This is a genomic window from Nostoc sp. (assembly GCF_036917095.1).
Taxonomy (GTDB): domain Bacteria; phylum Cyanobacteriota; class Cyanobacteriia; order Cyanobacteriales; family Nostocaceae; genus Nostoc.
In genome coordinates this window covers 117,228-136,326 of record NZ_JBALFH010000032.1, presented here as the reverse complement: position 1 = coordinate 136,326, position 19,099 = coordinate 117,228, and the positions used below count along the sequence as shown (strand labels likewise).

Sequence of the window (19,099 nt, the reverse complement as noted above, 5' to 3'; positions counted from 1 at the left end):
TTTCATAAAAACTATGTGTTTTAGGTACTCTTGGTTCAAATTCTAGATTAGAGCCAGAAGTGGGCAACGACATGAGGGTATACACGGAGTTATGGCGATATGTTAAAGTGGCTATAGTTAAAATTACAAAGTTGATTAAACTAACCCGTGCTACTATCCTGGTAGGGCATAAAAATAGTTCGAGACTTTAGTTTCGATCTAAAAAAAAACCTAAAGCTGTTTTTTATTCGACAAAAGACTGCCGCTGACTGAGGCTGAAGTAACAAACTCCCATGAGCGATCAAAATCCCTACGAAAAACTTGGGGTATCAGAAGAGGCTAGCTTCGATGAAATTCAGGATGCTCGTAATCGCCTATTCGAGCAACATAGTGGCGATGCCAAGCATTTAGAAGTAATTGAAGCGGCTTACGATGCGATTTTAATGGATCGCTTACGGATGCGCCAGGAAGGTAAAATTAAAGTCCCTGAGCGTATTCGTTTTCCAGAGTTGCGAGTGCAATCACCTCCTAAAGAAAGTCCAACTCCTCGTGAGCAGTCACCTGCATGGCTGCAACGGATGCTGGATCAGCCAACACCTGCGGATATACTCTTGCCAGGAGCTTGGTTTCTTGGTTTGAGTTCTATTAGCGTGTTTTACCCAGAAGGAGGCGATCAGGTTTTGCAGCTAGCATTGGTGGTTGGGGTAGGTGCCAGTATTTACTTTCTCAATCGCAAAGAAGGCAAATTTGGCCGAGCAGTTTTATTCACCCTGATCGGTTTAATAATTGGCTTAATCGCTGGGGGACTAGTTGCTAGCTGGCTCTTACCATACATATCATTTACCAATCTGGGAACCAATCAGTTCTCTACTGTAGTGACGTTTATATTGCTGTGGTTGGTTAGTAGCTTTCTACGCTAAATAGCTACCCGTAAGCAAGTTTCTATAAAGAAGACGTGGTTTATATATCTTCTTCTTAAAATTTGAGAGTCAGGAGTCAGAATACATATTCTGGCTCCTATTTTAATTCCTGGAGGGCAGGGTAGTTTTATACGAAAAAAGAAAAATACATATGTGTTGATTTCTTGTTTTGTGGCATAGCTTTTTACCCCTTTCCAAACCTCTGCCCAAAGCGGAAAGAGGTTTTGAAACTCAGTTTTATTTTTTCTCTGCTTGTATGAAATCACCCTGCTATTTTAATTCGTGGGGGATGATTGACATAATTGAGATTGATGTAAAAGCTCAGTTACTTATACTAAATTAATTCAATTTGTTGTATCTTACAGAACCTTTTTAGACAAGGTATTCAGATTTTAGGACTAAATCTACAGCAGCGCTAAAATCCTTAACGATTAAGTCGGGCTGGTAAAGTTCCAATTGGGTGCGATCGCGAATCCCAGATTCCACCGCCATCACCTTAACCCCATAATTTTTAGCTGCGGTGATGTCAGCTTCTGTATCTCCCACCATCCAGGTATCAGTAGCCGGGGGCAGTTCTTTTAATGCCCTAGCCATCAACAAGGGCTTATCTTCAATATCACGAGTTTTAACGTAGTCGTTACTCAAGCAATAACAACGATTTTCTGGGAAAAATCTTCCTAAATCGTGCTTTTTGAAGGCATAATCTAGTTCCCGAACTCGGCGCATAGTCATAACTGCTAAATCAATTCCAGCTTGTTGAATTTTTAACAGTGCATCCACAGCACCAGGCGCGAGGGCGTCATAGTCAAAGTAGGGTTCTGTATGCACCGTTTGCCGCCGTAATTGGGCGAATTCTTGGGCTTGGGCTTCGTCTAACCCTGAATTTAAGGCGATTTGTTTTTCGGGAACGCGCGATCGCTTGAACTGCCAAAATTCCGCTTTCGGAAGTTCTTGCACTACTTGATCTGGGCGACGGGTTTTCTCTAAGCAAAATTGATAAACACGGTAGTACCGTTCGGAAACATCAATAATTGGGCCGTCGAAGTCAGTAATAAGTCTTAGCATCGGCGGTAAAAGTTAATTTTTATTAAGTTTATCTCAGATGTATGGCTATTTTTTGAGGGTATCAAGTCTAGCTAAAGGTTTTTTTGTAAACTCTTTTTAAGAAAGTATCGACAATGACCTGGAGGAAAATCCTCTAACTCTCCAAAAACTTCATACCCCAAGTGCTGATAAAATTTGGGAGCCTGGAAACTGTAAGTAAAAAGATATGCGTTTAAGCAATCACGATTAATCGCTTCTTGCTCTGCTGCCAAAACAAGTGCTTTTCCATATCCATAACCTCTTAACTCCTCTGCAATCCAGAGAGAACCGATATGGAACCATCCCAAGCCGCCAACTACATTTTCTTCTGAATCACGAAGCAATAGAAACAATGGCGAATATTGGTAATTTCCAATCTTGCCTACATTGAAATCTTGAAGTTATTTGCCTACAAAATCAACTTGTTTAGAGTCTGGCTGAATTTCAATTGATATTTTGTAATTAGGCATCATTGCAGCGTACCGCGTTTGATTTGTTCGCTTTCAATGGCTTCAAATAAGGCGCGAAAGTTACCTTCGCCAAAACCTTGAGCTTGGTAACGACGTTCAATAAATTCAAAGAAAAATGTCGGCTGTTCAAATATTGGCTGGGTAAAAATCTGTAGTAATAAGGGCGCGGTATTTCCTCCCTCTAAAGGAGTATATTCTTGCCAATCCACCAGAATTTCCTGTTGAGCGATCGCTTCCAGTTCTTGGGGTGATAGAGGCAATCCTGGACGTTGTTTTAACTGCGAATAGTAACTTTCAGGAACTGAGAGTAAAGATAGACCACTGGCACGAAATTTAGCGATCGCACTCACAAGATTAGTCGTCCGCAAGGCAATATGTTGAATTCCTGGCCCCCGGTTGACATCAAGAAACTCCTGAATTTGAGAATTGCTGGAAGCTGGTTCATTAATTGGCAATTGGACGCTTGCATTACGTGAAATCATCACTTGGCTGTGTAAAGCAGAACGATTAGTTTTAATTTTAAAAGCTTGCTGGGGTTGAAAATCTAAAATATTTTCGTACCAAGCGACAGCACGATTCAATTCACCAACTTCCACGTTTAACACTATGTGATCTATGGCAGTAATTGAAGAGGAGGAGAAGTTAAGGCTTTCCTTCATTTCTCCATAGCGCCTTTCTATCAACGTATGAGTCAGTCCACCCCAGGCGGCAATTTTGCCACACTTGAGGAATGCCGTACCCACCTGGCGTTCCTGGATGGGTTGTAGGATTGTAGCACCGTGTTTTTGAGCGAGTGCGATCGCGCTTTCTACATCTTCGACAGCAAAAGCGACATCTGCCACACCAGGTGGATATTGACGTAGAAACTCAGCTACTGGACTTGTGGGTAACAGTGGTGAAGATAGAAAAAAGCAGACATCACCACTTTTTACTACTTCTGTACAAGTATGAAATGAAGTGATGCGATCGGCTACTGTTTGAAAACCAAGATGGTGTACAAACCAATCCCGCCATACTTTGGCGTCTTCTACATAGAAATGAACGCGATCAATTTTCATAGATATTGAAAATCCAGCATAACAGTTTATATATCTGTAAATTTTGCCTTTTTTGCTAGATTTTCACTTCTTTCCTAAGCAATAATTATATAAGCTTACTCCCACTCTAAAAGAACAAATGACTATCAGGTTGAATGTTAATTTCCATTGGCACAGCTTGCGGTTCGGCAGAAAGGGCAAAGAAAATCGCATTGGCAGCAGTTTCACGACTAAGCATTTTTTTCCGGTCTACTTTTAGATTGACGTTATCCCAAAAAGGAGAATCTACCCCACCAAAGTAGAATAGCGTGAACTTGATACCAAAACGCTTGAGTTCTTCTGCCATGCACTTGCTGAAACCGACAACACCAAATTTAGAAGCCGAATAAGCTGCCGCCATCCCCATCGAATGCTTGCCCAGAATTCCAACCACATTACAGATATGACCAGATTTGCGCTTTTGCATCTCTTCAGCCGCCGCCTGAGTGGTGTAAAAGCTGCCTTTTAAGTTTACATCTAGCATCTTGTCTAAATCAGCAGGTTCTAGGTTGTTGTAGGGCTTGAGTATACCAGCACCGGCTGCATTCACTAAAATATCGATTTGACCAAACTCAGCGATCGTCTTTTCTATCAAGGTATCTACCTGTTGCGGGTCAGTAATATCCGTGGGAAGGGTCAAAACTTGCCCTGGTAAATCAGCTGCCAGTGTTGTTAAACGAACCGCATCTCTGGCAGCCAGTACCAACCGGACTCCGGTAGGCGCAAGTTTTTGTGTTAAAGCTGAACCAATACCACCAGTAGCACCGACAATAACGACAACTTTATCCTGCATTGCAATATTTATATTTCTTTACATCTGTTTACATAATACTGAATTACAGGCTCAGGTTGTACGTAAACATCCAGAAAGTATTTACTCAGAGAGTAGCGGTATTACCTCATATTCCTTGCCATTCGCCTTTAATGTAAATGTGGGAGATGATTCTAAATATTTAGTAAAATTGGAACCTAATTTTAATTTTTTAATAATTGAATTAGAAGATTCTCCGGTTATTTTCTGTAACTCTGAACCTAGCTTAGATACAGATAATTTAGTTTGGGGAGAATTTATTTGTATATCTTGAATAATTTTTAATAGTAATTCATCTAGTGTTTTCCCATTAGCAAGTTCCGGATAACCTTCTTTTTGTTCTTGAATAGATTGTGCAGATGAGTTATTTGTAATAGGGATTATTTCCTCAATTTCTGGCTGCTTAGGATTTTGTTTTATATTGATATTGCATCTTTCTTTAAATAAACTTGCAATAACCGCTAAACTCTGTAATCGAGCATTGATTGATTCTTGTTCATTTTTAATTAAATCTTGAATTGTATCAACCACTTTTTCAAAGGATGGAACTTCTGTTGCCATTGCTAAAGAATAATGAGTTAGTTTGCCAGTATTTCGGTTTTCTATATGCAAAGTTTGCCCTTGTCTACGTACCCAATAGACAATCAATCCCTGGTTTTGGAGTTCATTACAGAGGTGAATTAAAATTCCATCACTAGAACAGACCAAGATTTCTTTAACTGTTAGATAAGAGCGTAAAATACAAGCACCAAATGCGATCATCTTTGCATCAGCACTATTTTTACCTTCAGGCACATGGACAAGTTGATAGCCACGGTTATATAATTCAATATCTTGCCTCCCAATACTTGGATTTCTCCAGTTAGCAAATGCAATTTTAACTTGGAGAGGATACTTACAGACACTGGCTAAAAATAATTCTGCATTAACATCTAATTTTAAGTTTTCTGCATCCAAAAGCAGAAGTGAAATTCCTGTTTCTACTTGATGTTTAATTTCAATTTCAGCTTTTTGTTGAAATTTTTGGATAAATTGACTGAACGCAGCAGATTCTAGCCAATCAGACGATAATATTGTTTGCAGCAGTTCTTCAGCTAATGTAAAACTAAAAGGGTCAAGACTTTTCTCTGTAATTTTTTCTTGTTGCAGATTTTTTCCTAAAGAAACTTCCGTAGCTTCATCTGTAAATACTTGAGTATGTCCGTTGCTGTTAGCAAGCAAGTCAGTTTCTAGGAAACGAGGGAATGCAGGTTCAAGAAATTGTTTACCACAATTTTTGCAGAGGTAATTCTGTTTGTCATTCCGACGACCATTTTTCCGATATAAAGTAGATTCGCACCGAGGACATTTCATTTTGTGATTCAGGTAGTCTAGAGTAGATGCTTGCCTCTAAATATACAGTATAAAAAATTACTGTCAACATCATTTTGCATTGCTCAACACAACAAAAAATCAAAACAAGCGGAAATTAAATTTAACTCTTAATTTCCGCTTGTACTATGTGGTAGTTCTCTGAATAGCTAGAATTTTAAAATAACTTCAACTAACGCGGGCAAAAACATAGTCACGTGTGCGAGAATCCACTGGGTTAGTAAAGATTTTATTTGTAGTACCAAATTCAACCATTTGAGTAATGCGATTTTCATTACTATAAAAGAAAGCCGTAAAATCAGATAGGCGAGTAACTTGCTGCATATTGTGAGTAACCATCACAATTGTCACCTCAGAGCGCAAGTTATGGATGAGATGCTCAATTTTCATACTACCCACAGGATCGAGACCTGAACAAGGTTCATCCATCAAAAGAACGTTCGGTTTGACTGCTAAAGCACGGGCAATACATAGTCTTTGTTGTTGACCACCAGAGAGTTCTAAAGCAGATTTGTGCAGCTTATTTTTCACTTCATCCCAAAGTTCGGCAGTTTTGATGGCAGATTCAACAATTCCATCTAATTCTACTTTCGGATGCCATCCAATTAATTTCACCCCATATGCAACATTATCATAAACACTCATGGGAAAAAGATTTGGCTTGGGAAAAACCATACTAACTTGGCGACGTAAGCGATTGATGTTAACACGACGTTCGTAAATACTCTGTCCAAAAAATTCTACTTTTCCTTCAACCCTCACATCTCCTTCTAATTCACTCATGCGATTTAACGATTTCAGAAAAGTAGACTTGCCACAACCACTAGAACCAATAATTGCCGTGACTTGGTTTTGGTAAATATCCATTGACACGCCTTCAACTATCTTTTGAGTGTCGTAAGAGAAGCTGAAGTTTTTGACTCTGATAGCTGGAATTAGTTTACTCATATTCCTAAAACGTGTGAAAAAAACTTGACTAAGTAAAATAGTACAAATCAGCAACGCTGTTTGACTATGTTACTCCCAAAGGAGATATACATAGAAATTACATAGCTATAATGTAGCCATACAGCAGATAAATGGTTAATAGGTATTTGTTGTATAATGCTGTACTCCAAAATTTATCTTTTACAGACTTCTTATACCCACTCACAACTTGACTTATAGACCATCCTTTGCTAGAAAAAAGCATTTGGGCTGGTTGACTTAAAATAGCTATGTAGAAATAAAAATATTAATATCATATACCACTGATGGGTAGTAAGGAGCTAGTTTATCAGGACTTACGCAAAATAATGGAAAAACGAACCGCTAAGGCGCAAAGGACACGTTCGCCCTTGGCGTTCCCGAAGGGTAGGAATGAGAGTTTCAGAGAGTTATTGCGTAAGTCCTATTTATCTATAAAGATGAATTAGTAATTTTTTAACCGGCACTTTATCAGTATCTTCTGGCAGATAAAAAATCTTTATTTATCGGTGAGTCTCTGGAATTGAGTAGCAATCCTAAATCATTCGTTGTTAGGCTGTGTATCTACAGAGAATCAGGCTCTTGCTCTTCATAATATCGCTCTCGCTCTTCTTGAGAAGGATGTCTTCCGTGGCAAGCATAAACACTATAGCCATCAGCAAATTGAAGAGCAGGTTCTCCTTCAGCATGAAGTATATTTTCTTCGTCAAAAGATAACTTACAGGGGCGATCGCAGACTATACAAACCTTTTCAAATTGGAATATAAAACCACAATGTTGCATCAACTCTTGAACTACATTCCATTTTTTCTTGTCGTGTTGAAGGTTAAGAACTAAGATACAAAAATCTAACATACAACCCCAAATTGCCCATTCTGCTGGTCTAGTCAGGTTATTTGTAAAGTATGAAATATCAGTAAATTCAAGTTCAAGCTTGTCGAGGTCGGTAATTAATTGATCTTTAAGACATCTTCCTGTGTACGGGAAGTATGAAACTAGTGGATGACTCTCAGTTGAGTAGTACGGAAATTCAGGGTGTTGAACTTGGTTCCGCAACCTGATAAAGAGATGCTCGTCAAGTTGTTGCTTTATTCCATGTAGAAGGTGATGTACTACTCTTTTAAGGAATTTGATGTGGATATCGCGCCCTAGATATGCCTTAAAGTTCTCAATAGTAAGAATCTTCTCAATTGCCGCCATCGGACTGCTATAGAATAATATCTCAGGTTCAGGATAATCACTCACCGCATAAGCAGCTTTGATTATTGCTGCGACTTTTTCTTGCTCAATTGATTCAGTTGATATTTGTATCGATCGCCATTTGTCTCTATAAATAGGAAGCATTGCCTGTTGTTCATCAGATAGTTCGGTGATGATGCGTTTTGGCATATATGTTTTCAGTATAAAAATAGTAAGTTGGCTTGAACAAAATATTTGTTATAGGAAATCAAGGTGCGGTCTTCACTAAGGGTAAAAATATTCATCTTTATAAAGACGAAACTCACGGTTATCGTTCACAGATTTAGGGAAATACCAAGTCAGATATTGTGGATATTATACAGAGATGTCTAGAGATTCAAAACGTAACTTATGACGAAAATAAATTAACAATTAGCATTCCTGAAAAAAATAGCGACACAACCACTGCTTTACAACTTTCATACGGTAAAGAACGGGGTAGCTTATCAGAATCGCGGGGAAATCGATCGCCTGTGCAATGAGGCACGCACTGAGGGAATATTGCTGGCTGGGCCAAATGACTGGGGCCATCCGGTCGGTTACTGGGTTTTTATTCGAGACCCAGATGGTCATACACTCGAAATTTCTTATGGTCAGCAAATTAGTTTTACAGTCGAGCAAGCTAGAGACGCAATTAATCGCGCCTATTAAAAAAATGGTATTACTTTTTACCAGGAGTGCGTCCACCTTCATCGTTACTACCGCCGTGAGGATGGGAATTGCCTGGGTCGCATCCCTCAGCACCATTACCAATTCCTTGGTTGCAATGGCGACGCGGTTTGACGCTCTGCCTTGAAGTTTCAGTTTGCTCCTCCACTGCAACTTGTTGTTGTCCAACGACATACTGCGAGGAAATGTTTGCTACTTGTCCAGTACTAGACAGGGCTTGGTATAGCAAAGCAGACACTTCAGACCTGGTTGCTACCCGTTCAACATCTAGCATTTTCACATTGGGATAGTTGACGACAATACCGCGTTGTGTAAGGGCAGCAATTAGACTGCGATATTCACTACGAATAGTAGTTGCATCGCTGTAAACAGATAAGATTGTCTCCGTGGAACCACTGGTTTGATAATTTAATCCCCGCGCTAATGCTACCAAAATGTCAAGGCGAGAAAGGCTTTGGTTGGGGTTGAAATCCTTGCCAATAACAGCGTTTAAAAAACCCATTTGATAAACTTCGCTGATGGCATCGTAAGCCCAATATCGAGTTGAGACATCCTTAAAAGCGGCTGCTTGGCGAATTTTTCCTTTGGCAAAAGCTTTCCGCAGCATTGCCGCAAATTGGGCACGAGTTACTGATGCATCAGGGCGGAAAGTCCCATCAGGAAAACCTTCAAGAATTTCCATTGAGGCCAATTTGGCAATAAAATCTTTAGCCCAGTAGTTTGGGGAAATATCAGAAAACCCAACCTGGAGAGAGCGAGATATGCCGACTTGGCGATAATTCATCAGCATTTGGCTGATGTCGTAGCTAGAGTTATCGCTGACTTCAATTACCTGTACTAACCTGCCGGGAGTAGCTTGCAAAACTTCTGCCAAGTCGGGACTAAAGGCGCTAACGAACGACTGGCGTACTAAAGCAGACTCACCCTGAGTGAAAGAGAGAGGATAAACACTAGTTGCTGCAATTGTTGACAAACCTTCTACTTGGAACTGACTACCTTGGAAGGTTTGGGAACTACTCAGGAAAATCACACCTTGCTTCCTGATTTGGGTGAAGTAGTCGTAGGTGGTGGTACCTCTGTCAATAGTCCCATTTTGGTCAGCATCAACACCATAAACAGTACGAACAACTTGGTATTCTGTAGGTTTGGCTGACAAAATCAGGTTAACTGTAGTGTTTGCCGACAAACATTCAAATTCGCTGTAGCCAATAAAGCGGTTTTGAATATCATACAATCGCACGACAATGCGATCGCCAGCTTTTAACCCCTTAGCAAATTTTGCTTTTTGCTTAATCTTGTACTTGTAATCACCCAAAAATCGCTCTTTTAAATAGCCATTGTCACCTTTACTCTTGACAGAAATGCGAGCAATCACCTCTGAAAAGTTACCAGATGGTTGCCAAATGGCAAGGCTAAAACCTGTTTTTTTCCCTTTTGCAGAAACACTACTATTGCGGCTTTGTGTGGTGCTAGTTTGCCGCTCAATAGTAGTACGACTCCTTGTTTCTACTTTCTTATCGGCTAAAAGTTGTTGACCTGTGGAATTATCAGATATTTGGGCGACGGTGGTAGGGAACCCTAAAGCTGCATAAACAGAAGCTATTGGCGAAAATATTGCCACAGAGGTTGCAGCCAGAACAAACTTGCTCAATTGAGCAAAGTTACTTTGATTGATGTATTTCATCTCACACTACCATTCGTCTAAAAAGTCACAGAGGTATTTGGTATCCCTTGACTTATTAATCCCTTGGTGCAGATGGAACTAACATTTAATCTGTACTGAGTGAAAAGTTAGAAGTATAGTATTTTATCGTTACCCCAAAGAATTGGAAGCAACTGGCGCAGCAATTCTATTCGACAAGTTCGGGATATGAGGTCAGAGAACATTAGTATATTTGAAGAAACACTTTATGAATCTTATTAATGACTGTAACTACACAACAGCTTGCAACTCAAGACGCCTTTGAAAAATTCTTTTGGAATTGGCAGGGCTACAAAATTCAGTACACCGTGATGGGTACAGGACGCCCTTTGGTACTGGTTCACGGTTTTGGTGCTTCCATTGGACACTGGCGCAAAAATATCCCAGTTTTAGCTAATGCTGGCTACCAGGTGTTTGCCATAGACCTTTTAGGTTTTGGCGGTTCCGATAAAGCGCCGATTGATTACACTGTAGAAGTTTGGGTGGAATTACTCAAAGATTTCTGCACAGCACACATACACGAACCTGCTGTATTTATTGGCAACTCCATTGGCGCACTTTTGAGCTTAATAGTACTGGTAGAACATCCAGAAATTGCTGCTGGCGGTATTTTAATTAACTCTGCGGGTGGGTTGAGTCATCGTCCCCACGAATTGAACCCGCCGCTACGGATGGTGATGGCAACTTTTAATCGGTTTGTGCGATCGCCAATTACAGGTAAATTTGTCTATAATCGCATCCGTCAAAAAGCTCAAATTCGCCGTACCCTCTACCAAGTTTACCGAAACCGGGAAGCGGTCACCGATGAATTAGTAGACTTACTTTATACTCCCTCTTGCGATCCCGGAGCGCAACAAGTTTTCGCCTCCATTCTCACAGCGCCTCCTGGCCCAAGCCCAGAGGAACTTTTGCCCAAAGTAGAACGTCCTTTATTAGTAATTTGGGGTGCTGACGATCCCTGGACACCAATTACCGGGGCCAAGATTTACGAAGAGGCGCGTGAGAATGGCAAAGAAATCAAAATTGTTCCCATTCCCAATGCTGGTCATTGTCCCCATGATGAGGTTCCAGATGTTGTCAATGCCCAGATTGTCGATTGGCTAGCGCAAAGGTAATAAGCTGTCGCGCCAAGATGCAAACCAAAGATACTTTTTGCCGATGTGCCTTGTCCCAGGCAAGGTAGAAATGGGGCTAACAATCTGGGTGAGTGGATCTCAATTTTTATAATTGCACCTTGATAGAATCAAACTCATGTGGTGTGTAATGGAGCTTGATGTGCGTAATGGACATGAAGGGCTAATTCCCTTAAATCACCATCCAGATTTTTCCAAACAAGGCTATCAAGTTATCAGCGAACTAGGACGCAACCGAGAAGGGGGACGCATTACTTACTTAGCTAATGTCCTCAACTCTAAGCAACAGGTGGTGATTAAGGAGTTTTGTTTTGCTCGTGCGGATGCTGATTTATCAGGTGTAAAAGCATATCAACGCGAAATCGAAATTTTGCAGCAACTAAATCATTCTCGCATCCCTCGCTATGTAGATTCTTTTGAAATACCAGGGGCTTTTTATCTGGTGCAGGAATATAAAAATGCCCCATCTTTAGGCTTAAACAGCAGCTTTCATCCAGAAGAAATAAAGCAAATTGCTTTGTCAATTTTAGAGATTTTGGTTTATCTACAAAAGCAAATTCCGCCAATTATTCATCGGGATATTAAACCAGAGAATATTTTGGTTGATGAGCAACTAAATGCTTATCTGGTTGATTTTGGTTTGGCTAGGATACAAGGTGCGAAAATAGCTCTTAGCAGCTTTGTAGCAGGAACTCCAGGTTTTATGCCACCAGAGGAACAGTTTGGTCATTCCCTAACTGAGGCATCAGATTTATATAGTTTAGGAGCAACACTGATTTGCTTACTTACTAATACCCGTTCTGTTGAAATTGGGAAATTAATTGATGATAACTATCGCTTTAATTTCCAGAAATTAGTTCCTCACATCAGTCCGCGTTTTCGGTCGTGGTTGATGAAAATGGTGGAACGCAACCGGAAACGTCGCTATGCCAATGCATCTATTGCTTTAAAAGCACTTCGGTCAATTGAAGTTGTTGGTAGCGCCACTGGGATAGATAATTTAATCAAGATAATCAAACCTAGAAAACGAGCTATTGTGTTAGGACTAGCTACTGTTATTACACTGGCTGCGATGGGGGCAACTTCGATCAGTTGTCAGCCTGGCGGTGCAGTCAAGCAATTTCTGGAAGCTACAGAATGCCAAAGCTTTGATTTAAATGCAAGTTGCCAAGAAAAAACCGGACATTAAGTGGAGGTTTTGTGCGATCGCAAGTTCGGTGACTCAGCACTATTTAATCTGGCGGATTACTTCGGCAACTGAGCAAGCTTGAGCGATCGCTCCTCTGGGCTTGTGAGGTGCATCGCCATCAAAAATCTCAGAAATAGAACCAAGACAAGCGTCAAAGAGGAAGTGATCTAGCAGAGATTGCCAATCAAAAGGCAGCGATTGTTGTGGATAAAAACGTTGCCAAGCCCGAATATATGGCCCAATTAGCCAAGCCCAAACAGTGCCTTGGTGATAAGCGCGATCGCGTTGCTCTTGGTTGCCCTCATATTTCCCTTTGTATTCGGGATCTCCTGGATCGAGACTGCGAAGACCATAAGGGGTAAGCAAGCTGGCTGTTGCCAAATCTAATATCTGACACCCTTGCTGTTCAGAAAATCCACAATGGTGCAGCGACAGCGCCAAAACGGCATTGGGACGAATTTGAAAATTCCGGCGATCGTCCGGCTCAATAGTATCGTACAGATAACCCAGCTGAGGATTCCAGAACTTTTGCAGGGAACTTTTCACATGTTCTGCTTGTTTAGCATAACGTTGTGCTTGCTTAGTGAGACGGACTGGCTCACCAAACTCAAGCTGGCTCAATCGTTGTGCCCACTGACTCAGCCAACATAAAGCAGAATACCACAGTGCATTGATTTCCACTGGCTTACCATAACGAGGAGTGACGGGATGTGCCCCAATTACCACATCCATCCAAGTGAGGGCTAAACCACGAGCATCCCAACTAACTAGCCCATCAATAGCATCGACTTGGATATTGTAATGTGTACCCCCGACAAATGCTTTGTAGATTTGCTGGACTACGGGGAATTGCTCTGCCAAAAATTCCCAGTCTTGGGTAGCTTCTAAATAAAGTCCTAAAGTTTCAATCCACCACAACGCCGCATCAATATTGTTATAAATTGGTTCTCTATTGACATCAGGAAATGCATTAGGAATCAAACCGTGGCGACAATAATGCCCAAAAGTCCGCAATACTTCTTTTGCCAAGTCAAAGCGCTGTGGAATTAGTGCCAACCCCGGTAAAGCTATTAATGTGTTGCGTCCCCAGTCATTAAACCAATGATAACCAGCCATAATTGTGGGGCCTGGAATTGAGGCTCGATAGACGATAAAGCGATCGCTTGCTTTGAGTAGTTTTTGCCAGATTGGGGAATGGGGAGGCACTGCATTACCGGGGTTCCCTTCGTTGTTCGCCTTTGGTGTTCCCGCAGGGTAGAAACTGGCGTCGTTGGAGAGCCAGGGCGGTGAGGCAGCCTCCGTATTGGCGGTTTCCGTTAGCGGTAGCGGTAGCGAGGAACGAGCGTCTGGGGGACTGCCGAAGCCGAAGGGTCTTGGAAGTTTCTCCCATGAGCGATTGGTGTCGGCTCTTGCCGACTTGTTCGCTCTTAGCGTTCCCGCAGGGTAGCAACTGGCGTCATCAGGCATTGGGCATTCGCGATCGTTCTCTTGCCCCTCTGCTCCTGTGTCTTTCTCTCTCCATCCAAAAATCTGTGAGAGCCTTTCTTCCTCTGCCTCCACTGCTTCTGCAAAGGATTTGGGGCTGAGAACAGCTAGCAGCGGGTCAGGAAAGCCTACTTGTGCTTCTAAAGTTACTTCATCTCCTGGTTGGAGTGTGACTATCAAGTAACCAGGACTGTGGAGGTCTTCCTTGTCGCCTAATCCCCGTTTCGTCTCCTCAGGTAATCCATAATACCAGTACCAAACTGCATCTGGCTGATAATTTCCTTGTGTCCAGCGCAAGTGCCAAGGTATGCCGAAACGGCCAGAATTGATAGCTTGCAGACAGACTTGCTGGTGTCCTAACAATTGTGAGAACTGTAATCCTGGGCTAGCAGTCTGCTGATGGTGAAAGTCACGTTCTGCTATCAACAGTCGCAGCCGTAAAATGGCTGTATCAGTTCCCTGATAACGATACTGGATTAAAATTCGATGACAAAATGGGGCAGTGGCATTGGGTATTGGAGATGGGGAATGCAGAAAAGAAGAATTTTCCCCCTGCTCCCCGCTCCCTGCTCCCCTGCTTCTCCCGCAATTCCCAGTCTCTCCCCAACCATAGGGCATCATTAATTGTCTGGTTAACTGCCAGTTATCTTGACCCCAAATCCATTTTGGAACTGGGTTAATATCAAAAGAGCGTAGCAGTTCATAGCCTGTTGGTTCAATCTGACCGTTACCCCAAAAATTTGTCCCCAGTGCCACAACGTTCCCTAATACTTCCAGGCTAGCTTCTAGGTGGGAAAACAGCAGAGTCCGCTCAGAAGGCGGATTTGTCGCGGCAAACAGCCAACCATGATAAGTGCGCGTGCGGACATCAGAAACTGTACCACTGGCAAAACTTCCCAAGCCATTAGTAAGCAACCATTCTCTTGTATCTAAATCAAGCATTTGCTACTCAAAATCGTTATGAGTATGATATAGTCGTAACAGATCGTAATTAAACTGTCAGAGCGTGGATGGGTGAGTTTTACTTAGCCCGAATTCCAACGCTACTAAACGAATAAAGGAGAATTAGGTTTAATGTCCCTCACTTACGGAACCGAAGGAACTCTCCGCGTTGGTCAACAAGCTCCCGATTTCACAGCAACGGCTGTGGTAGATCAGGAATTTAAGACAATCAAACTTTCCGATTATCGCGGTAAGTATGTTGTTCTGTTTTTCTACCCACTAGACTTTACCTTTGTTTGTCCCACTGAAATCACAGCATTTAGCGATCGCCACGAAGAATTCAGTAAAATTAATACGGAAATCCTTGGGGCTTCCGTTGACAGTGAATTCTCCCACCTGGCTTGGATTCAAACAGATCGTAAGTCTGGTGGCGTCGGCGACCTAAATTATCCTCTAGTCTCCGACATCAAGAAAGAGATTAGCGCCGCTTACAACGTGCTTGACCCAGCAGCAGGCATTGCCTTGCGCGGTCTGTTCATCATCGATAAAGATGGTATCATACAGCACGCCACCATCAACAACCTAGCTTTTGGTCGCAGCGTTGATGAAACCCTGCGGACATTACAAGCAATTCAGTATGTTCAGTCTCACCCCGATGAAGTTTGCCCAGCTGGTTGGCAACCTGGTGACAAGACAATGAATCCCGATCCAGTGAAGTCTAAAGTCTACTTCTCTGCTGTCTAAATTTCGCTAGCTGGCGAACTCTAATCTATTCTGTTGGAGTTGATAGCAAACTCAATGAAAACCACAGATAAACAGAGATACACATTAAACAGTGTCAACCTCGATATCTGTGGTTTTTTCATAAAATTGTATTTAAATAATCAGGGTTGATAATATGCTTACTTCAACTGATTTTCGTGGGTTATTAAATGAGCGATTCTTCCGCAATTTTTTACCAGTTCCAGCTACACATCAACTGAGATTGGGAGTAGGAACGCCAGATTTTCAACTGCCAGATATTACCAACGGAACTTTAGTAAAATTGTCTGATTATAAAGGCAAGCAACCAGTGTTACTCGCCTTGACTCGCATCTTTACCGAAAAGCAATATTGCCCTTTTTGTTTTCCTCACATCAAAGCTTTAAATGAAAACTACGAGCAATTCAAAAATCGCGGTATAGAAGTTTTAATGGTTACTAGTACCGACGAACGGCAGAGCCAAATAGTTGTGAGGGATTTAGGCTTAAAAATGCCCTTGTTGAGCGATCCCAGTTGTCGAGTCTTTCGTACCTATCAAGTAGGGCAAGCACTGGGAGCGCCTTTGCCAGGGCAGTTTGTATTAGATAAAGAAGGGAAACTCCGCTACTGGCATTTATTTTCTTTTTTGGATAGCAATGCTAGCGTTGAGACATTATTAGAACAATTCAATTGAGTGTAAGCGAATTCCAAAAAATAAATTATCTATCCCAATTTCTGGACTCAACACGACTGTTTGTCCCTCAGCTAAGTGCTTCCTGCCCCTTGCCCTAAATGCTATGGAATATTTTTATTAGTTGGAAGTCCCTAAGGTGTAATATTGGCAATGTCCGCCCTACTTATAAACCTGTGAGGTTTTCTCGTGCTGACACTTTACCACGCACCTTTTTCTCCCAACTCGCACCGGGTCTGGATTACTCTACTAGAAAAAGGACTTGAGTTTGAATTAGTAGAGGTAAAACTGGATGGAGAGCAGTTTAAACCAGAATTTTTGACAATTAACCCCTTCCATCACATTCCAGTGTTAGTAGATGATGGCTTTAATGTAGTGGAATCCTTAGCAATTCTGGACTATTTAGAGGCAAAGTATCCTACACCTGCGATGTTGCCTAAAGATGCCAAGGATTTAGCGATCGCACGCATGGTACAACTGGTAACTGTAAATGAGCTTTTACCAGCAGCCACCACATTTTTACCTCAGATATTAGGCTTACCTGAGGAAGATCCAAAAAAAATCGAGCAGGCGAAGCAGAAAATTTCAACAGTGCTGAAGCTTTTTGAAAATTTACTTGACGATCGCCCTTACTTTGGTAGTCAAAACCTAACTCTAGCTGAGGTTGTAGCTGGAACTGTAGTTATATGGTTGCCGGAAATAGGCATTTCCTTTAGTGATTATCCGAAACTGAGCGCTTGGCACGATCGCTTAGTAGCACGTCCAACGTGGCAAGCTACCGAGACTACTCCAGAGGCAATAGAAGCGTTGAAATCCGTTGTGCTGGCGAGAATGGCACAGTAAATTCATGCCTAATCAATTTAGAGACGCGAAGCTGCACTTTAGCGTAGCGGGGCGTTCGCGATAGCGTCTCGTAGAGAAGCCCAGTGCGGCTCAGTTAACGCGTCTCTACAATCCAAAATATTTACAGCTTGACTTGCTGCAAATGACTGCGGGGATTATAAGTACGTATAGCCCGGATTTTTTCATAGTATTCCCGCTCTTGTTGGCTGAGGTCTTTTGGTGGTGCGATCGCCACCTTCACCAACTGATCGCCACGTCCACCTTTGGCGAGAGGCCAACCTTTGCCACGCAAACGCAGCGATTGACCAGAACGCACTCCTGCTGGTAGCTTGACATTAACTGAACCATCGGGAGTGGGTACATCAATAGACGCTCCTAAAGTAGCTTCATCTGGTGTGATTGCGACTTCGCACACCAAGTTATCGCCTTCCATTTGGAAGAACGAGTGGGGCTGAAGTTCGACTTTTAAGTATAAATCCCCTCGTTGTTGAGTCATCGGGTTGATTTGACCTTTACCTCGCACGCGCAGGCGAGTACCAGGTTTAGCTCCAGATGGGATACGAACATCAATTGTTTCGTTACCTAAACTGAAGCGCTTTTGCACGCCGTTAAATGCTTCAGCAAAAGTTAGGGTAATTGCAGCTTCACTATCCTGGGAAGTACCAGCACCTGCATCTTGAAACCCAAAATCGTTAAAGCCACCAAAACCACTTGGCGCACCTGTAGAAGTGCGGTAAGAGTAATTTTGTCGCCCACCACGAGGGGGAGCACCACCAAAGCGTCCTAGCAACTCATTAATGAACTCATCGAAATTGCCGTATTGACTGAAGTCAAAGCCACCCATATCAGCACCAACGCCGCCAGATGGGAAACCTTCACCAGCTTGTTTCCAATATTGACCGAATTGGTCGTATTTTTTGCGTTTATCTGGGTCTGACACAACTTCGTAGGCTTCGCTAACTTCTTTGAAGCGTGCTTCTGCCTGTTTATTATTTGGGTTGACATCAGGGTGATATTTCCGGGCTAGTTTGCGAAAAGCTTGTTTAATCTCCTCCGGAGTGGCAGTCTTACTAACTCCCAAAATTGCGTAATAGTCTTTGAAGTCGGTTGCAGCCATCTACCAGCCTCCTATAGAAATTCCTGTTATGTTTTTTTTTAAGATAAAAGATGTTAGTTTGCCGGGTATAGTGCCAAGCAAAGATATCTGACTTTAAATTAACAAAGAATATAGAAAATCAAGTGTGGTTCTTGCTCACCGAGCGATCGCAATTTCCGTACTCCGATTTTTCTGATAAGCGGATCAGGCTGTCTAGTCCCTCTTCCAGGCTTGGAGGAGCATCTCGGAGTTGCCGATGCATCCGCAAAATAATTTCTTCTGGAACCTGACGCGATCGCCTTTTATTGCGTGCTAAACACAGCCAAACTGGTGTATCCACCCAAATTCCCGTAATGTGGGTAAAGCCCAAGTCACGGGCTAAAGCAATAACTTCACGACGATGGTGGCGCTGGGCATTGGTGGCGTCAAAAATAGCTGTATTATTTGTAGAAATAGCTTGCTGAAATTGCCGCCTTACTTCCTGCCAAATCACCAGCCACGGCCCCTGAATGGCTTGAGAACCGAACAGTTGTCCCCGGATGCCATCCGTAGAAATCAGCGACATCTGGGGGCATTCTGTCAGTAATTGTTTTGCCAAAGTTGACTTCCCGCTACCTGGAAGACCAATTAGTAAAATTAGTTTAGTCATTAGTTCTTTGTCCTTTGTCCTTTGTCCTTTGTTGCTTATAACTA

General features: G+C 42.2%; 19 protein-coding genes. 8 read left to right on the top strand and 11 right to left on the bottom strand.

Annotated features, from left to right (window positions below):
• Positions 1–272: 272 nt before the first annotated feature.
• Positions 273–899 (top strand): CPP1-like family protein, encoded by a 627-nt coding sequence (locus V7L01_RS16530; RefSeq protein ID WP_335036497.1) that lies wholly within the window; start codon positions 273–275, stop codon positions 897–899.
• Between the two features lie 372 nt (positions 900–1,271).
• Here the strand turns inward: V7L01_RS16530 and V7L01_RS16525 are convergent, their stop codons facing one another.
• From V7L01_RS16525 to V7L01_RS16495, 7 genes are all read right to left on the bottom strand, one after another.
• On the bottom strand, positions 1,272–1,964 hold the full coding sequence (locus V7L01_RS16525) for an HAD family hydrolase (RefSeq protein ID WP_335036495.1): 693 nt from the start codon (positions 1,962–1,964) through the stop codon (positions 1,272–1,274).
• A 71-nt stretch (positions 1,965–2,035) separates the two neighbouring features.
• A complete protein-coding gene (locus V7L01_RS16520) occupies positions 2,036–2,326 on the bottom strand; it encodes a GNAT family N-acetyltransferase (protein ID WP_335036493.1) in 291 nt (96 codons plus the stop codon).
• A 125-nt stretch (positions 2,327–2,451) separates the two neighbouring features.
• Complete coding sequence (gene hppD, locus V7L01_RS16515) at positions 2,452–3,510, bottom strand: 4-hydroxyphenylpyruvate dioxygenase (protein ID WP_335036491.1); 1,059 nt, start codon at positions 3,508–3,510, stop codon at positions 2,452–2,454.
• A gap of 106 nt (positions 3,511–3,616) precedes the next feature.
• A complete protein-coding gene (locus tag V7L01_RS16510) occupies positions 3,617–4,321 on the bottom strand; it encodes an SDR family oxidoreductase (RefSeq protein ID WP_335036489.1) in 705 nt (234 codons plus the stop codon).
• Between the two features lie 81 nt (positions 4,322–4,402).
• Positions 4,403–5,692 carry an IS1/IS1595 family N-terminal zinc-binding domain-containing protein gene (locus V7L01_RS16505; protein ID WP_335036487.1) on the bottom strand — a complete coding sequence of 430 codons (1,290 nt, stop codon included), beginning with the start codon at positions 5,690–5,692 and terminating at the stop codon, positions 4,403–4,405.
• Between the two features lie 186 nt (positions 5,693–5,878).
• Entirely contained in the window at positions 5,879–6,658 is a 780-nt protein-coding gene (locus tag V7L01_RS16500) for a phosphate ABC transporter ATP-binding protein (protein WP_335036485.1), read from the bottom strand.
• Between the two features lie 582 nt (positions 6,659–7,240).
• Complete coding sequence (locus tag V7L01_RS16495) at positions 7,241–8,065, bottom strand: DUF6745 domain-containing protein (RefSeq protein ID WP_335036483.1); 825 nt, start codon at positions 8,063–8,065, stop codon at positions 7,241–7,243.
• Positions 8,066–8,223: 158 nt separating this feature from the next.
• Between V7L01_RS16495 and V7L01_RS16490 the strand changes: the two genes are divergently transcribed.
• Positions 8,224–8,397, top strand: coding sequence for a hypothetical protein (locus V7L01_RS16490; protein ID WP_335036481.1), 174 nt, complete (start codon positions 8,224–8,226; stop codon positions 8,395–8,397).
• Between the two features lie 19 nt (positions 8,398–8,416).
• Positions 8,417–8,566, top strand: a complete 150-nt coding sequence (locus tag V7L01_RS16485; protein WP_335036479.1) for a hypothetical protein — start codon at positions 8,417–8,419, stop codon at positions 8,564–8,566.
• Positions 8,567–8,576: 10 nt separating this feature from the next.
• Here the strand turns inward: V7L01_RS16485 and V7L01_RS16480 are convergent, their stop codons facing one another.
• Positions 8,577–10,268, bottom strand: a complete 1,692-nt coding sequence (locus V7L01_RS16480; protein ID WP_335036477.1) for an S-layer homology domain-containing protein — start codon at positions 10,266–10,268, stop codon at positions 8,577–8,579.
• 239 nt (positions 10,269–10,507) lie between these two features.
• On the opposite strand from V7L01_RS16480, the gene V7L01_RS16475 reads away from it, so the two are divergent.
• Both V7L01_RS16475 and V7L01_RS16470 read left to right on the top strand, forming a co-directional pair.
• Positions 10,508–11,401 (top strand): alpha/beta fold hydrolase, encoded by an 894-nt coding sequence (locus V7L01_RS16475; RefSeq protein WP_335036475.1) that lies wholly within the window; start codon positions 10,508–10,510, stop codon positions 11,399–11,401.
• Between the two features lie 148 nt (positions 11,402–11,549).
• Entirely contained in the window at positions 11,550–12,608 is a 1,059-nt protein-coding gene (locus V7L01_RS16470; RefSeq protein WP_335036604.1) for a serine/threonine protein kinase, read from the top strand.
• Positions 12,609–12,647: 39 nt separating this feature from the next.
• On the opposite strand, the gene V7L01_RS16465 is transcribed toward V7L01_RS16470, so the two are convergent.
• A complete protein-coding gene (locus tag V7L01_RS16465; RefSeq protein ID WP_335036473.1) occupies positions 12,648–15,035 on the bottom strand; it encodes an amylo-alpha-1,6-glucosidase in 2,388 nt (795 codons plus the stop codon).
• Between the two features lie 132 nt (positions 15,036–15,167).
• On the opposite strand from V7L01_RS16465, the gene V7L01_RS16460 reads away from it, so the two are divergent.
• From V7L01_RS16460 to V7L01_RS16450, 3 genes are all read left to right on the top strand, one after another.
• Positions 15,168–15,779, top strand: a complete 612-nt coding sequence (locus V7L01_RS16460; protein ID WP_335036472.1) for a peroxiredoxin — start codon at positions 15,168–15,170, stop codon at positions 15,777–15,779.
• A gap of 154 nt (positions 15,780–15,933) precedes the next feature.
• A complete protein-coding gene (locus V7L01_RS16455; protein WP_335036470.1) occupies positions 15,934–16,470 on the top strand; it encodes a peroxiredoxin family protein in 537 nt (178 codons plus the stop codon).
• Positions 16,471–16,656: 186 nt separating this feature from the next.
• Positions 16,657–17,310, top strand: a complete 654-nt coding sequence (locus V7L01_RS16450; RefSeq protein ID WP_335036468.1) for a glutathione S-transferase family protein — start codon at positions 16,657–16,659, stop codon at positions 17,308–17,310.
• Positions 17,311–17,431: 121 nt separating this feature from the next.
• Here the strand turns inward: V7L01_RS16450 and V7L01_RS16445 are convergent, their stop codons facing one another.
• Positions 17,432–18,427 (bottom strand): DnaJ C-terminal domain-containing protein, encoded by a 996-nt coding sequence (locus V7L01_RS16445; RefSeq protein WP_335036466.1) that lies wholly within the window; start codon positions 18,425–18,427, stop codon positions 17,432–17,434.
• Positions 18,428–18,545: 118 nt separating this feature from the next.
• The gene (locus V7L01_RS16440) at positions 18,546–19,055 is read right to left on the bottom strand and encodes an AAA family ATPase (RefSeq protein WP_335036465.1); all 510 of its coding nucleotides are present in this window, start codon (positions 19,053–19,055) and stop codon (positions 18,546–18,548) included.
• Positions 19,056–19,099 lie beyond the last annotated feature (44 nt).

Bases quoted from the DNA above. Each gene is read 5' to 3' on its own strand.
- V7L01_RS16530 (WP_335036497.1), top strand. From the start codon at position 273: ATGAGCGATCAAAATCCCTACGAAAAACTTGGGGTATCAGAAGAGGCT.
- V7L01_RS16525 (WP_335036495.1), bottom strand. From the start codon at position 1,964: ATGCTAAGACTTATTACTGACTTCGACGGCCCAATTATTGATGTTTCC.
- hppD (WP_335036491.1), bottom strand. From the start codon at position 3,510: ATGAAAATTGATCGCGTTCATTTCTATGTAGAAGACGCCAAAGTATGG.
- V7L01_RS16510 (WP_335036489.1), bottom strand. From the start codon at position 4,321: ATGCAGGATAAAGTTGTCGTTATTGTCGGTGCTACTGGTGGTATTGGT.
- V7L01_RS16505 (WP_335036487.1), bottom strand. From the start codon at position 5,692: ATGAAATGTCCTCGGTGCGAATCTACTTTATATCGGAAAAATGGTCGT.
- V7L01_RS16500 (WP_335036485.1), bottom strand. From the start codon at position 6,658: ATGAGTAAACTAATTCCAGCTATCAGAGTCAAAAACTTCAGCTTCTCT.
- V7L01_RS16495 (WP_335036483.1), bottom strand. From the start codon at position 8,065: ATGCCAAAACGCATCATCACCGAACTATCTGATGAACAACAGGCAATG.
- V7L01_RS16480 (WP_335036477.1), bottom strand. From the start codon at position 10,268: ATGAAATACATCAATCAAAGTAACTTTGCTCAATTGAGCAAGTTTGTT.
- V7L01_RS16475 (WP_335036475.1), top strand. From the start codon at position 10,508: ATGACTGTAACTACACAACAGCTTGCAACTCAAGACGCCTTTGAAAAA.
- V7L01_RS16470 (WP_335036604.1), top strand. From the start codon at position 11,550: ATGGAGCTTGATGTGCGTAATGGACATGAAGGGCTAATTCCCTTAAAT.
- V7L01_RS16465 (WP_335036473.1), bottom strand. From the start codon at position 15,035: ATGCTTGATTTAGATACAAGAGAATGGTTGCTTACTAATGGCTTGGGA.
- V7L01_RS16460 (WP_335036472.1), top strand. From the start codon at position 15,168: ATGTCCCTCACTTACGGAACCGAAGGAACTCTCCGCGTTGGTCAACAA.
- V7L01_RS16455 (WP_335036470.1), top strand. From the start codon at position 15,934: ATGCTTACTTCAACTGATTTTCGTGGGTTATTAAATGAGCGATTCTTC.
- V7L01_RS16445 (WP_335036466.1), bottom strand. From the start codon at position 18,427: ATGGCTGCAACCGACTTCAAAGACTATTACGCAATTTTGGGAGTTAGT.
- V7L01_RS16440 (WP_335036465.1), bottom strand. From the start codon at position 19,055: ATGACTAAACTAATTTTACTAATTGGTCTTCCAGGTAGCGGGAAGTCA.